At 68.9% G+C, this 14,271-nt stretch carries 15 protein-coding genes; 13 read left to right on the top strand and 2 right to left on the bottom strand.

Going from position 1 to position 14,271, the window contains the following annotated elements; all coding sequences use genetic code 11:
- The first annotated feature begins 122 nt into the window (after positions 1-122).
- The 5 genes from DK368_RS02285 to DK368_RS02265 all read left to right on the top strand — a co-directional run bounded on the left by DK368_RS02285 (position 123) and on the right by DK368_RS02265 (position 4,416).
- A complete protein-coding gene (locus tag DK368_RS02285; RefSeq protein ID WP_114391913.1) occupies positions 123-1,448 on the top strand; it encodes a hypothetical protein in 1,326 nt (441 codons plus the stop codon).
- A 61-nt stretch (positions 1,449-1,509) separates the two neighbouring features.
- Positions 1,510-1,791, top strand: coding sequence for an energy transducer TonB (locus DK368_RS02280; RefSeq protein WP_114391912.1), 282 nt, complete (start codon positions 1,510-1,512; stop codon positions 1,789-1,791).
- 144 nt (positions 1,792-1,935) lie between these two features.
- Positions 1,936-2,136, top strand: coding sequence for a twin-arginine translocase TatA/TatE family subunit (locus DK368_RS02275; RefSeq protein WP_114391911.1), 201 nt, complete (start codon positions 1,936-1,938; stop codon positions 2,134-2,136).
- A gap of 518 nt (positions 2,137-2,654) precedes the next feature.
- Positions 2,655-3,161, top strand: a complete 507-nt coding sequence (locus tag DK368_RS02270; RefSeq protein WP_114391910.1) for a MarR family transcriptional regulator — start codon at positions 2,655-2,657, stop codon at positions 3,159-3,161.
- Between the two features lie 64 nt (positions 3,162-3,225).
- Entirely contained in the window at positions 3,226-4,416 is a 1,191-nt protein-coding gene (locus DK368_RS02265; protein WP_114391909.1) for a DUF2336 domain-containing protein, read from the top strand.
- An 80-nt stretch (positions 4,417-4,496) separates the two neighbouring features.
- On the opposite strand, the gene DK368_RS02260 is transcribed toward DK368_RS02265, so the two are convergent.
- Together DK368_RS02260 and DK368_RS02255 are read right to left on the bottom strand one after the other, a co-directional pair.
- The gene (locus DK368_RS02260) at positions 4,497-4,958 is read right to left on the bottom strand and encodes a hypothetical protein (protein WP_114391908.1); all 462 of its coding nucleotides are present in this window, start codon (positions 4,956-4,958) and stop codon (positions 4,497-4,499) included.
- Between the two features lie 2 nt (positions 4,959-4,960).
- Positions 4,961-6,124 (bottom strand): hypothetical protein, encoded by a 1,164-nt coding sequence (locus DK368_RS02255; protein ID WP_114391907.1) that lies wholly within the window; start codon positions 6,122-6,124, stop codon positions 4,961-4,963.
- A 377-nt stretch (positions 6,125-6,501) separates the two neighbouring features.
- Here DK368_RS02255 and DK368_RS02250 point away from each other — a divergent pair, with 377 nt between their 5' ends.
- The 8 genes from DK368_RS02250 (at position 6,502) to DK368_RS02215 (ending at position 14,125) form a co-directional block, all read left to right on the top strand.
- A complete protein-coding gene (locus tag DK368_RS02250) occupies positions 6,502-7,593 on the top strand; it encodes an inositol-3-phosphate synthase (protein WP_114391906.1) in 1,092 nt (363 codons plus the stop codon).
- Positions 7,594-7,617: 24 nt separating this feature from the next.
- Positions 7,618-8,736: a CgeB family protein gene (locus DK368_RS02245; RefSeq protein ID WP_114391905.1), complete on the top strand. Its 1,119-nt coding sequence runs from the start codon at positions 7,618-7,620 to the stop codon at positions 8,734-8,736.
- 5 nt (positions 8,737-8,741) lie between these two features.
- Positions 8,742-9,473, top strand: coding sequence for a sugar phosphate nucleotidyltransferase (locus DK368_RS02240; protein WP_114391904.1), 732 nt, complete (start codon positions 8,742-8,744; stop codon positions 9,471-9,473).
- A 2-nt stretch (positions 9,474-9,475) separates the two neighbouring features.
- Entirely contained in the window at positions 9,476-10,243 is a 768-nt protein-coding gene (locus DK368_RS02235) for a TIGR04290 family methyltransferase (protein ID WP_114391903.1), read from the top strand.
- A 90-nt stretch (positions 10,244-10,333) separates the two neighbouring features.
- Positions 10,334-11,275: a glycoside hydrolase 5 family protein gene (locus tag DK368_RS02230; RefSeq protein ID WP_114391902.1), complete on the top strand. Its 942-nt coding sequence runs from the start codon at positions 10,334-10,336 to the stop codon at positions 11,273-11,275.
- Positions 11,272-12,159, top strand: a complete 888-nt coding sequence (locus tag DK368_RS02225) for a PIG-L deacetylase family protein (RefSeq protein WP_114391901.1) — start codon at positions 11,272-11,274, stop codon at positions 12,157-12,159. The genes DK368_RS02230 and DK368_RS02225 overlap by 4 nt, the downstream gene beginning before the upstream one ends.
- On the top strand, positions 12,150-13,205 hold the full coding sequence (locus DK368_RS02220) for a glycosyltransferase (RefSeq protein WP_114391900.1): 1,056 nt from the start codon (positions 12,150-12,152) through the stop codon (positions 13,203-13,205). The genes DK368_RS02225 and DK368_RS02220 overlap by 10 nt, the downstream gene beginning before the upstream one ends.
- Positions 13,202-14,125: a GNAT family N-acetyltransferase gene (locus DK368_RS02215; RefSeq protein WP_114391899.1), complete on the top strand. Its 924-nt coding sequence runs from the start codon at positions 13,202-13,204 to the stop codon at positions 14,123-14,125. The genes DK368_RS02220 and DK368_RS02215 overlap by 4 nt, the downstream gene beginning before the upstream one ends.
- The last annotated feature ends 146 nt before the right edge of the window (positions 14,126-14,271 follow it).

The following is a 14,271-nucleotide window of genomic DNA, read 5'->3' as shown; positions in this document are numbered from 1 at the left end:
CTTTTTCAGGGGACTCTGACAAGCCCGCCGGGCCGCCAGGCCCGCTTCCAACCCCTGTCGCTCGGTGCCCGCGGTCCAAGCCTTAGCCGCCGGTGCCCGCGGCCAGACGTTGAGACAGGACGATGACCCGCACCCGACTTTTCACCGCCGCCCTTCTGGGTTCCGCCGTTGCGTTGAGCAGCCTGACCGCCCTGATGCCGACGGATGCCTATGCGCAGCGCGCCGGTGCTGCTTCCCGGGAGAAGGAGAAGACGGAGGAGAAATCCGCGCCGACCGGCGATACCGTCCGTCCGGAGGTGGGCAAGCCGCTGCAGGAAGCGCAGGCCCTGGTCGGCCAGAAGAAGTTCAAGGAAGCGCTGGCCAAGATCGGCGAAGCCGACAAGGTCGCCGACAAGACGGCCTATGAGAATTTCGTGCTGGAGCAGCTGCGCTTCATCGCCGCCTACGGCTCGGGCAACAGCGCCGTGGCCGAGAAGGCCCTGGGCGAGCTGGAACAGAGCGGCCGTCTGCCGCAGCAGCAGCAGATCCAGTATCTCCAGGCCCTGGCCGGCGGCGCCTACAATGCGGCCGCCGCGTCGAAGAAGCCCGAGGATTTCAAGCGCGCCATCGCCCTGCTGGACCGCTATTTCAAGGCCGGCGGCAATGACCCGCAGATGCGCGATGTCATGACCCAGGCCCAGTTCCTGGGCGGCGACATGGCCGCCGTGGGCAAGGATGTCCGCGCCCAGATCGCTGCGGCCGAGAAGGCCGGCAAGAAGCCGGACGAGCGCGATCTGCAGCTGCTGGCCAATGTCGGCCTGAAGGGCAACGACAATGCCACCTATGTGGAGGCGGTCGAGAAGCTGGCGGTTTACTATCCCAAGAAGGATTACTGGCAGGACCTGCTGGTGCGGGCCCAGAAGAAGCCGGGCTTCCGTGGTGACCGTCTGGCCATCGATGTCTATCGCCTGCAGTCCAAGCTGGACCTGCTGAACACGGCCAACGACTATATGGAATATGCCCAGCTGGCGCTGCAGCAGGGGGCGCCCGGCGAGGCCGAGGCCGTGGTCAACAAGGGCTATGCCGTTGGCCTCCTGGGTCAGGGTGGCGAGGCTGAGCGGCACAAGCGCCTGAAGGATCTGGTCGCCCGCAACGTGGCCGAGGACCGCAAGTCCATCGATGCCACCGCGGCCGAAGCCGGCGGCAAGAAGGAAGGCGGCCCGCTGGTGCGTCTGGCCGAGGCCTATGCCGGCTATGGTCAGTATGACAAGGCCATCAAGATGATGGAGCAGGGCCTCGCCAAGGGCGGTCTGAAGAACCCCGAGGATGCCAAGCTGCGTCTGGCCACCTACTACGCCGCTGCCGGCAACAAGGCCAAGGCCGAGCAGTCCTTCCGGGCGGTCAAGGGTGCCGATGGCACGGCCGACCTCGCCCGTCTGTGGCTGCTGTCCATGAATGTGAAGCCGTAAGAAGACCAGGGTCCGGGGTGGTGCAGCGCCACCCCGGGACGTCACTTCGGGACCCCTTCCATTGACCGACTTGGAACCGACCTATCGTCCGCGGCTCGTTTATCCTGAACGGGCCTTGCGTTTACGTCGGGAAGGCCGTGTCGTTGTGGAGTTTCGCGTCGGCCCCGATGGAGCGACGCAGGATCTGCGGATTATCGATGCCGATCCGGCCGGGCTGTTCGAGCATTCGGCGCTCCGCTTTGTCGCCGGGCTGCGTTATGCGCCCAGTGATGTCACGGTGGTTCCCACCGACCAGCCGCTGCGGCGGTACATGGTCAAATTTGAGCTCCGGGGCCAGTCCTGACCTCTGTGCCGATTTCGCTGTCGCCCTCCCACAGTCCGGTGCGCTATAAGCGGCAGGGGATGGGATCGCGGCCCGCTGGGCCGCTGCCGCGCAGCCGACCGGCCGTCGTCCGCGACCGGCTGCCGACTTTCCAGGAGATGTGCGTTGGGCAGCCTCAGCATCTGGCATTGGATCATTGTTCTCGGCATCGTGCTGATCGTCTTCGGACCGGGCAAGCTGCCCCGCGCCATGGGCGACCTGGCCAAGGGTGTTCAGGCCTTCCGCAAGGGCCTGAAGGATGAGGGCGAGCCGCCGCCGCCTCTGGCCGCCGACAGCAAGACGACGGACACAGCGCCCCGGGCCTGAGCACGGGACGCACGCCGCGGGCAACTCGCCCGAACGGTGCGGTCCTGCGCCCGGCACGCCGGTGATGTGCGGAATCGCTCGGACGGCGCGCCGATGGCCGCCGCCGCGCAACCGGGCCGTCGGCGGCCGGCAGAGACCGCTGTTCTGTGCCTCCGGATATTGCCCGCACCCGCATCGCAGGAGCCGCCTGGGGGCGGGCCGCTTCATCGCTTCCACCACCAAGGGTCCGCTCGGCCGAGCGGACCCTTTTTCTTTGTCTCCATCCTATGGTGTCGTGTTCGCGAAAGTAGATTTTTAGGATCGACCACCAAAAGGTGAAAATGACGGTGTAAAGCCGATCAGGACGCGGCCTTGTCTTTGTCACGATAATTACCCATTATCACTTTCAAAAAAGAGACAGGATCGGCTATTACGTCGATCGGGTTCGTATTCTTGTGTTGCGGAGTATTTTGTTGAAATTCGCTTCGAAATTCGAAGTGTTTTGCTGAAAGAGAGGCGTGGACATGGATGGAACGGCGATGGCCGCGGATGGCGACGTCGCGGGGGAGGATCGGGCGTCGCCCGGACGCCCGTATCATGACATGGCGCGGCTGGTGGAGCGCCTGCACCGGCGTTTCCTCGACGTCATCCGGATCGAACTGGCCCGGCTGAATGTGGAGGATATCAGTCCGGTGCAGGCCTTGATGATGATGACCATCGGCACCGAGGAGCTGTCGGTACGCGATCTCATCCAGCGCGGCTATTATCTCGGCTCCAACGCCTCCTACAACCTCAAGCATCTGGTCGAGGCCGGTTATGTCGACCGGGCCCAGAGCCAGCGCGACCGTCGGGCCGCCCGCCTGCGCCTGTCGCCGCGGGGCCAGGAGCTGTGCCTGGAACTGCGCCGGGTGGAGACGGCCCATATCGACGGGCTGGTGCGCAGCGACGGCGACGCGCAGGAGGTGGAAGCCACCTACCGCACCCTGCGGCGGCTGGAGCGGACCTGGACCGATGTCATCCGCTACGATGCCTTGGATTTCGACTGATCACCGGCGGCCGCAGCCTTGCCCGCAGGACCGCGATAACGGGGCCAGCCCCCAGGGAGCGAACATGCCCGCTGATGACAATCTGACGCTCGACGACGTGGCCCGGCTCAGCAGTGACCGCTCCGCCGAGGCGCGGATCGACACCATGCGCAAGGTGGTGGCCGAGCTGGAGACCGGGCGGCTGGACGGCCGCGGGGCCGATCTGGCCCGCGACGTGCTGGTGCGCTTCGCCCGCGATGCCGAACTGGCGGTGCGGGAAGCCGTGGCCTGGCAGATCTACAACAGTCCGCTGCTGTCCGAGGATATGGCCCGCCGGCTGGCCCATGACGTGGCCTCGGTGGCGTTCCCGGTGCTGCGCCATGCCCGCCGGCTGGCCGATGATCTGCTGCTGTCGGTCATCGCCCAGCGTGATGGGCAGAAGCAGGTGGCCATCGCCGGCCGCGAAACGCTCTCTCCCGCCGTGTCCGATGCTATTGTCGAGAGTGCCAATCTCGTGGCCATCGGCACCCTGCTGCGGAATCAGGGGGCGGAGATCCAGCCGCCGACGCTGGAGAAGGTTGCGGACCGCTATGGCGACGTGCCGCTGGTGGCCGAGCCGCTGGCGCGGCGTCCGCATCTGCCGCTGACGGTGGTGGAGAAGCTGATCCACCAGGTGTCGGAGGAGATCCGCCACACCCTGATCGAGCGCTACCATCTGACGGCGCCGGTGGTGGGGGAACTGGTGGGGCAGGGGCGGGAATCCGCCACCATGCTGATGCTGCATCCGCTGGCGCGGCAGGACAGCGACCACGAATTGCTGGCGCTGCATCTCCAGATCAACGGCCGGCTGACCCCGTCGCTGTTGTTCCGGGCGCTGTGCGGTGGCGATCTCGGCCTGTTCACCGCCGGTCTCGCCGTCCGGGCCGGCACCACCACCGAGGCGGTGCGGGCGCTGCTGGCCGATACCGGACAATTGCCCCTGCGCGCCCTGTTCGAGAAGGCGCGGCTGTCGACATTGATCCTGCCGCCCTTCCGCTCGGCCCTGGCCGTGGCGCGCGACATGGGCTTCCATGGCGAGGAGGAACGCCGCCGCGACTTCCAGGTGGCGGTGCTGGGCCGTGTCTACAAGGAGTGCGGCCATATCGAGGAGCGGGCCATCGACGATCTGCTGATGCAGCTGTTCGATCAGAAAAGCGACGAGATGATCAACCAGGCCATGGACCTGGCCGGCATGCCCTTCGTGCCGCTGCGCGATGGCGGCCACGCCGCACCCTGACCGGCGCTGGACAGACAGTTGCGGCCGACGCGGTGACCGGCACCCACCCGTCACCGCGTCGGGCGGTCCTTCTCGAATTGTCAGCCCAGGCTCATGCCGCCGCCATCGCCGCGGGCAATGGCCCGGATGGTGGTCCGCTTGTTGCCTCCGGTCAGGTTCCAGGCGTGCAGATGGATGCTGTAGGGCAACTGGAACACGCCGTCGGCATCCGGGTAGGCGTCCCCCGTCTCCATGGAGACGTTCAGGCTGGACAGAATCTGCACCGAACCGTCCGCCGTCAGATGGAAGTTGCCGATATAGGTGCCGTTGTAGAGCCAGGACACGGCCAGGGTGAAGTCGATGATCTCGCTCTCGAACAGGAAGGACAGCTCCGAATAGAATTCGGACAGGGTCACAGGCCCCTGCCAGTCCGGGATGTCGCGCACCGACAGGCCGGCCGGAAGCACATTGACCGCCGTCCCTTCGTTCACCTTCATGCCGTCCTTGACCACGTCCCAGAGCAGCTTGGTCGCGCTGATCGCGGTGTCTGCCGTGCCGCCCATGATCAGCCTCCGACCCGTTGTATGCGATGGATCTGGGTGCTTCTGATACGATCGACCAGGATGGCCTTCTTCCACCGGCCCAGCCCGCCGGCCTGTTCCACCGGCGGTGTCTGCCGCGGCGGCGGGGCGGGGGGCGCACCCTCCAGCCGGACCAGGGCGGGCATCTGCGGATAATCCGGGCTGTAATCCTTGCAGGCTTCGAAGTCGCGCGAACAGATGTCGGCCTGCTCGACGATGCGGTTGAGTTCGGCGGAGATCTGGTCGTTGACGGTATTCAGCGTCGGGATGTCCAGATCCTTGAACCAGGCCTGGTTGCGCAGGGCGAAGTCGATGTCGTTCTGCATCCTCTGCAACGCCCGCATATGGTCGGACAGGCGGGCCAGATTGCGGCGGGCCGCCTCGATCTGCACGAAGGAGGCGTCGTCATTGGGGAGCTTCAGCTCGTTGTACGGGTCCAGTGTCACCGCGAACGGATAGCCGCGGCCGCCGCGGCCCTCGTTCAGCGCATTGGTGGCCAGCCGGAACAGGTCGGGGATGCCCTTGCAGATCTCGATGCTGCCGCCCTTCTGATAGACGAAGATCTCGATCTTGTGCTCGGCGCTGGACATGCTTTCCTTGAAGCTGACATTGGCCTCGCCGCTGGCGAACATGCCGTAGCTGGCCTCGACGGAGGAGGCGATCTCCTTCTGCCGCTCCACGCGCATGGCCTCGATGCGGACCACGCCATAGAATTCGACACCGATGAACAGGCCGCTAACGAACAGGTCGCCGAACCGCTCCCGGAAGCGTTTGCTGTTGCCGGTGTTCAGCAGATCCCAGGCATCGGGCGCCAGTTTCGGCTCGACCAGCCCTTCATAGGCGTTCAGCGCACTGACCCGCACCACGCAGAAGGTGGCCTGGCTGGACACCTTGCAGCGTTCCTTGAATTTGAACTTGGCGCTGCCGCTGAACAGGCCGAAACCGCCGCCGATCTTCACGTCGATATCAGTGGCCTGGTCGAAGTCGCTTTCCGAGTTGATGTTAACGAAGGCGAAGTCGCCCTGCTGTCCCGCTGCGCCCTCGATGGGCCTGTGCGCGCCGACGACGGCGGGTTGTTTGGCGTCTCCCCGTACATTGTCATAGCCCGTGCCATAATCCAGCCCGGGCTGCCAGTCCACCGCTTGCATGACGGCCTCCGATCGTCCCGTGCCACCGTCCGGGGACAGGCTGCGCCATGGGCAGTCCCGGATGATCTGTCGGAACGGTGTTGTCTGATCGTGTGACGGTAAGTGAAGGCCGGCATTCCGCCTGCATGATATTGGGACTCTACCCCTCTTGTACTTCCGTCATTTGCTATGATTGCTATAGCGGATGAATGGCTGATCTGGGCGGTGCCCGCCCTGTCTGGAATTCCGGGCAGACGCGCGCCGGCCGGATGATGGCGTATCGGGGACGTGCCGGGGCCGGCCTCCGGCCCGATCGAAGGTAAGTTGGAACAAGCCGGAAAGGCGGACGTTCTGTTCTGGAACCTGCGGGGGACATCCCGGCGTCAAGGGGGCGGAACGTGGCGGAACGCAAGGTCCGGGTGGCATTGGTCGGCGTCGGTAACTGCGCCTCGTCGCTGGTGCAGGGCATCCATTACTACCGCGATGCCGACGATGCGGTGGCCGTGCCCGGCCTGATGCATGTGACGCTGGGCGGTTATCATGTGCGCGATGTGGAGATCGTCGCCGCCTTCGACGTGGCCGCGGCCAAGGTGGGGCTTGATCTGGCCGAGGCCATCTTCGCCGCGCCCAACAACACCAGGCGTTTCGCCATGCCGCCGCCGACCGGCGTGCGGGTCCTGCGCGGGCCGACTCTGGACGGTCTCGGCACCTATCTGCGTCAGACCGTGGCCGAGAGCGAGGAGACGGCGTGCGATGTGGCCCGGGTGCTGCGGGACAGCCGGGCCGATGTGCTGGTGTCCTATCTGCCGGTGGGATCGCAGCAGGCCAGTGCGTTCTATGCCGAACAGGCGCTGGCGGCCGGCTGCGGCTTCGTCAATTGCATTCCCGTCTTCATCGCCAGCCGTCCCGACTGGCGGCAGCGCTTCGAGGCGCGGGGGCTGCCGCTGATCGGCGACGACATCAAGTCCCAGGTGGGTGCCACCATCGTCCACCGGGTGCTGACCAACCTGTTCCGCGAGCGCGGCGTCCGGCTGGATCACACCTACCAGCTGAATTTCGGCGGCAACAGCGACTTTTTGAACATGCTGGAGCGCGACCGGCTGGAATCGAAGAAGATCTCCAAGACCCGCGCCGTGACCAGCCAGATGGACGCGCCGCTGCCGCCGGAAGACGCCCATGTGGGACCCAGCGATTACGTGCCGTGGCTGACGGACCGCAAATGGTGCTACATCCGTATGGAGGGCACGACCTTCGGCGACGTGCCGCTGAACCTGGAACTCAAGCTGGAGGTCTGGGACAGTCCCAATTCCGCGGGTGTCGTCATCGATGCCGTCCGCTGCATCAAGCTGGCCCTGGACCGCGGCCTTGCCGGCGCGCTGGAGGGGCCGAGCAGCTATTTCATGAAATCGCCGCCGCGCCAGTTCACCGACGACGAGGCGCGGGCGCGGACCCGCCGCTTCATCGACGGTGTCGATGGGGCCGGCGCCTGATCCGCCGCCGCAGGGAACCAGCCGATGAAGCTCGTCATCTTCGGCCTGACCATCAGCTCGTCCTGGGGCAACGGCCATGCCACCCTGTGGCGCGGCCTGTGCGCCGCCCTGGCCCGGCAGGGCCACCGCGTGGTGTTCTTCGAGCGTGACCAGCACTGGTACGCCGGCAACCGCGACTATTGGGACCTGCCGGGCGGCGAACTGGTGTTCTATGCCGACTGGGACGGCGCGCTGCCGGCGGCCCGCCACCATCTGGCCGATGCCGATGTGTCCATGGTCACCAGCTATTGCCCGGACGGGGTGGCCGCCACCGATCTGGTGCTGACCGAGGCGCGCGGCCAGCGCGTCTTCTATGATCTCGACACGCCCGTGACCCTGGCCCAGTTGGCGGCGGGGGAGGGGGTGGACTATATCGGCCCCGGCGGCCTGTCCGGCTTCGATCTGGTGCTGAGCTACACCGGCGGGACGGCGCTGACGGACCTGCAGCGCCGGCTGGGGGCCGTCCGTGTGGCGCCGCTCTATGGCCATGTGGACCCGGCCGTGCATGCGCCCGCGCCGGCCCAAGACCGGTACCGGGCCGACCTGTCCTATATCGGCACCTACGCTGCCGACCGGCAGCGGGCGCTGGAAACGCTGTTCATCGAGCCGGCGCGGCGGCTGTCCCATCGCCGCTTCCTCATCGCCGGGTCGCAATATCCCCAGGACTTTCCGTGGACGCCGAATATCTGGTTCGTGCGGCACCTGCCGCCGCCGGAACATCCGGCCTTCTTCGCCTCGTCCCGGCTGACCCTCAATGTCACCCGCGGGGCCATGGCCGCCAGGGGCTGGTGTCCGTCGGGCCGCCTGTTCGAGGCGGCGGCCTGCGGCGCGCCCATCCTGTCCGACGCCTGGGAGGGGCTGGACGCCTTCTTCACGCCGGGGCGCGAGATCCTGGTGGCCCGGACCGCCGAGGAGGCGGAGGCCGCCATCGGCCTGTCCGACGCTGCCCTGCGCCGCATCGCGGCGGCGGCGCGGGAGCGGGTGCTGGCCGAGCATACCTCCGACGCCCGCGCCCGCGACCTGCTGGCGGCCCTGGACCAGGCCCGCCGCCCGCGCCCCCGGCCCGCCGCCGGGCTGGGCGCTTTCCCGACCGTTGGAGGCTGACCGCCATGTGGGGCATCGTACCGGCCGCCGGCAGCGGCACGCGCATCCAGCCGCTGGCCTTTTCCAAGGAACTGCTGCCCGTGGGCAGCCGCCAGGACGGGGAGACCGAGCGTCCCCGCGCCGTCAGCGAATATCTGCTGGAACGCATGGTGCTGGGCGGCGCCGACAAGATCTGTTTCGTCATCGGGCCGGGCAAGTCCGACATCCTGGACTATTACGGCGGCGCCTATGGCAACGCCCCCATCGCCTATGTGGTGCAGCAGCGCCCCGGTGGCCTGTGCGACGCCATCTTCCGCGCCTGTCCGCTGATCGGCCCGGACGAACCGGTGATGGTCGGCCTGCCGGACACCGTCTGGTTTCCGGACGACGCGCTGTCGCGGCTGCCCGATGACAGGCTGGGCTTCCTGCTGTTCCCGGTGGAGCGGCCGGCCCTGTTCGACGCCGTGGTGACGGCCCAGGACGGCACGGTGCTGGAGATCCAGGTCAAACGGGCCGATGCCGCCAGCCGCTGGATCTGGGGGGCCTTCAAGATGCCGGGGCGTGTGCTGCACGCGCTGCACGATCTCTGGCGCGAGCGGGACCGGCAGGACGAATATATGGGCACGCTGGTCAATGCCTGGATCGCCCGCGGCGGCCACGCCGTCGGCATCCCTGCCGGCGACGCCTATGTGGATGTGGGCACGCTGCACGGCTACCGCAGCGCCATCACCCTGCTGAGTGGCCAGGAGGGGGGCTGACCATGGATCATCTCGACCGGCCGACAGAGCAGGAGATCCGCCGCCGCGTGGCCGAACTGGGCCCCTGGTTCCACAATCTGCGCCTGGGCGGTGTGGAAACGGCGCCCGACCATTTCCTGGGTGATTACCCCGCCGTGAAATGGCGCAGCTTCGCCGCCGCCCTGCCGGCCGATCTGACGGGACGGTCGGTGCTGGACATCGGCTGCAATGCCGGTTTCTACGCGCTGGAGATGAAGCGCCGCGGCGCCGCCCGCGTCGTCGGCATCGACGAGGATGAGCGCTATCTGGAGCAGGCCCGCTTCGCCGCCCGGGTGACCGGGGCCGCCGGCGTGGAGTTCCGCCGCCTGTCCGTCTACGACGTGGGCGCGCTGGGGGAACGCTTCGATATCGTGCTGTTCATGGGGGTGCTCTACCATCTGCGCCACCCGCTGCTGGCGCTGGACCTGATCCGGGCCCATGTGGCCGGCGACATGATGGTGTTCCAGTCGATGCAGCGCGGCAGCCCGGAGACGGAGCCGGTGGCGGCCGACTATGAATTCTGGGAGACGGCCCATTTCGACCGGCCGGCCTATCCCAAGCTGCATTTCATCGAGCAGGACTATGCCCATGACGGCACCAACTGGTGGGTTCCCAACGCCGCCTGTGTGGAGGCCATGCTGCGGGCATCCGGCTTCGCCATCACGGCCCGGCCGGAACAGGAGGTCTATCTCTGCCGCATCGCCGAGCCGCCGCAGCCCGCCGGGGCCGTCTATCCGGCGCGGGCGCGCTGAGGCCAGAACGGCAAGGGCAGGCCGCCCGGCGCGGGCCACCGGAGCAACAGCGGGGCAAGACCCCGGCTTTTCAGGGAGTGGAAGACGCCGATGCTCGACAGCGTGATGATCTGGAACGAGCCCAACAACAAGTCGCACTGGGACATCGAGCTGGACCGCGACTGGGCCCTGTTCGCCGATATGGCCCGCACGGCCGGGCAGGCGCTGAAGCGGGCCTGTCCGCATGTTCCGCTTGCATTGGGCGGCATCAGCCCCATCGACCCGGACTTCATGCGCAACATGCGCGGCCGCGGCGTACTGGACGCGGTGGACATGGTGGCCGTCCACGGCTTCCCGCTGGACTGGAATCATTGGCAGATCAACGACTGGCCGGACAAGCTGGAGGAGATCCGGCAGGTCACGGCCAAGCCGCTCTGGGTGTCGGAGGTGGGCATCAGCACCTTCGGCGCCGAGGAGGTGCAGCTCTTCGGGCTGCAGCGCACGGCCGAGCTGCTGATCGGCCGGGTGCCGCGCATCCACTGGTACAGCCTGTTCGATCTGCCCAAGGCCTGGCCGGCCACCACCCGCCACCGCGAGGCCGAGGGCTCCAGCTATTACCGCCATTTCTACATGGGGCTGGTGCGGGAGGACGGCACGCCCAAGCTGGCCTATGACGCCTTCCGCGCCGTCACGCCGGACATGGGGCTGTGCCAGTGGTTCCATTTCCAGGATCACCGGCTGGACGCGGCCGTGGCCCGCATGAAGGATCTGGGCGTCACCTATCTGCGCACCGGTCTTAGCTGGGCCGACTGGTACCGGCCCGACGCGCTGGCCTGGTTCGACCGCCAGATGGAGGCGCTGCGGGATTTCCAGGTCACGGTGACCTATTGCTTCACCCCGGCCCATCGCGGGCTGGGGGAGGACCCGAACCACACCAGCCCGCCCATCGACCCGCAGGAATTCGCCGATTTCTGTGTGGACATGACCCGCCGCTATGGCGGAACCCCGGAGGCGGTGCTGCTGGAAGGGACGCTGGCACCGACCGGCGCATGAACGCCGTTCCCCGCCCGTCCCGCGACGGTCCCCCCCATGGCCGCGGCCTTGCCGCCGCCTTCCTGCGTGACCTGGGGCCGGGTGGTCCGGCGCTGCTGGACGCCCGCCGGGTGGCCGTGGTCGCGGCCCATCCCGACGACGAGACCATCGGGATGGGGGCGCAGCTGCCGCGGCTGGCCGGGGTGCGGGTGATCCATGTCACCGACGGGGCCCCCGCCGATATGCGCGATGCCGCCACCCATGGCTTCGCCACGCGCGAGGATTACGCCGCCGCCCGCCGCCACGAGCTGGAAGCCGCCATGGCCGTGGCCGGCATCCCGCCGGTGCGGCTGATCGGGCTGGGCATTGCCGACCAGGAGGCGGCTTCGGTCATGGCCGGGATCGCCGGGCGGCTGGCGCATCTGTTCGACCAGGGCGATGTGGGGCTGGTGCTGACCCACCCCTATGAGGGCGGGCACCCCGACCATGACAGCACCAGCTTCGCCGTGCAGGCGGCGGGCGCCCTGCTGCGGCGGCAGGGACGGCGCGCGCCCGCCCTGCTGGAATTCACCAGCTACCATGCCGGCGACGACGGCGATCTGGTCACCGGCCGCTTCCCGCCGGGCGCGCGCACGCCGCAGCTGGATCTGCCGCTGGATGCGGCGGCGCGGGCGCTGAAGGCCCGCCTGCTGGACTGCCATGCCAGCCAGCAGGCGGGGCTGGTGCCCTTCGGCCGGGAGGCCGAGCATATCCGGCTGGCACCGGCCTATGATTACCTGCGGTCGCCGGCCGGGGGCCGCGTCTGGTACGAGAATTTCGACTGGGGCTGCACGGCGGCGCGCTGGCGGGAGCTGGCGGCGGAGGCCATCGCCCAGCTGGGGCTGGAGGCGCCGCCATGGCCCTGACCGTGCTCCAGGTCGGCTATCCCCTGGCCCCGGTCGGGCCGGACAGCGTGGGCGGGGCCGAGCAGATCCTCTCCCATCTCGACCGCGGGCTGGTGGCGCGGGGCCATCGCTCGCTGGTGCTGGCGCCGGAGGGGTCCAGGCCATCGGGGCGTCTGCTGCCGGTGCCAGCCGTGGCGGGCGTGCTGGACGAGGCGGCGAAACGGGCGGCCCAGGCCCGCCACGCCGCCGCCCTGCGCGAGGCGCTGGACAGTCATCCCGTCGATCTGGTGCATCTGCACGGCATCGACGCCCTGTCCTATCTGCCGCCGCCCGGCGTGCCGGTGCTGGTGACGCTGCACCTGCCGCCGGACTGGTACCCGCCGGACCTCTGGTGCCTGGACCGGCCGGACAGCTGGCTGGTGCCGGTCTCCGCCCATCAGGCAGCCCGGTGCCCGCCCAGCCCGTTGCTGCTGCCGCCGGTGCCGAACGGGGTGCCGGTGGCCGAGCTTGCCTCCGGGTACCGCACGCGCCGGCTGCTGGCCGCCCTGGGGCGCATCTGCCCGGAGAAGGGGTTCGAGCATGCCGTCCGTGCCGCCCGCGGTGCCGGGCGGCCGCTGTTCCTGGCCGGCCGCCTCTACCCCTATGACAGCCATCGCGCCTACTTCGCCGCGGTGCTGCGCCCGGCGCTGGACCGGCGGCGGCGCTTCATCGGGCCGCTGGGCTTCCGCGGCAAGCGCCGCCTGCTGGGCATGGCCCAGGCACTGCTGGTGCCCAGCCTGTGTGCCGAAACCAGTTCGCTGGCGGCCATGGAGGCGCTGGCCGCCGGCACGCCCGTCATCGCCTTTCCCAACGGCGCCCTGCCGGAGGTGGTGGAGCAGGGGGTGACCGGGTTCCTGGTGCCCGATGCCGCCGCCATGGCCGATGCCGTGGACGGTCTCTCCACCCTCGATCCCGAAGCCTGCCGCGCCGCGGCCCGGACCCGCTTCTCCCTCGACGCCATGGTGGATGCCTATCTCGCCACCTACCGCCGTATCCTGGCCGGGCCGGCGGTGCGGGGGGCCGCGTGACCCGTCTGGTCCGCGGGCTCGCCGCCTTGCGGGGGCTGGAACAGCCGTGGTGGCAGCTGTGGCACGCCGACCCGCACGCCACCCCGTTCCAGTCCCCGGCGTGGCTGCTGCCCTGGGCCGAGAGCTTCCAGCCCGAAACCTGCGTCGCCTTCACCGACGGCCGGTCCCCGCCGGCCTTTCTCTTCCCATGGTTCAGCCTCGATGCAGGCCGCCATCTGCTGCCGCTGGGGGCCGGCACCAGCGACTGGCTGGGTCCGGTCGGGACCATGCCTCCGGACTTGCCCTGGCCGGCGGAGGCCGCGCTGATCGACCTGCCCGGCCTGCCCGCAACGTCGCCGCTGGCGGACCGGCCGCCCCCGCCCGGCTGGCAGGCCGAGGCTGGGGCGGGGGAACCCTGTCCGGCCCTGGACCTGCCCGCCCGCCTGTCGAAGTCGCTGCGCCAGAGCCTGCGCACGGCGGGCCACCGGATGGACCGGCTGGGCGACTGGCGGATCACCGCCATCCAGGATCGGGACATTCCGGCGGCGCTGGACCGGCTGTTCGCCCTGCATGCGGCCCGCTGGCAGGCGAAGGGGGAGCCGGGTGTGCTGGCCGATCCGGCGGTGCGCGCCTTCCACCACCGCGCCGCCCCGCGGCTGGACGCCGCCGGCCTGCTGCAGTTCTACGGGCTGGCCTGTGCGGGTGACTGGGTGGCGCTGCTCTATGGCCTCAGCGCCAAGGGCCGGTTCCACTATTATATCGGCGGCCACGACCCGGCCCTGGCCGCCGCCAGCCCCGGCAGTCTGCTGCTGGCCCACGCCCTCGGCCGGGCGACGGAGGAGGGCTGCACCCTGTTCGATTTCCTGCGGGGGCGCGAGCCCTACAAATACCGCTGGGGCGCCCGGGACCGCCCCTGCCTCTGGCGGCGCTGGCGCCGCTGATCCCGTCCGCCACCGGGCGCCCCCGCGTAATCCTCCGCGCCTCACCCCGCGTCATCCTCCGCGCAGGCGGAGGATCCAGGGGCAAGCAGGCCGAAGCGCCGTTCCCCCCCGTCTGCGCGGGCAGGACGCAGAAAGGGGCGGCCGTG

This window comes from Oleisolibacter albus (assembly GCF_003336875.1).
In the GTDB taxonomy this organism is placed as follows: Bacteria; Pseudomonadota; Alphaproteobacteria; order Azospirillales; family Azospirillaceae; genus Niveispirillum; species Niveispirillum album.
The sequence above is the reverse complement of the archived record's forward strand: the minus strand, read 5'-3'. Positions and strand labels throughout refer to the sequence as shown.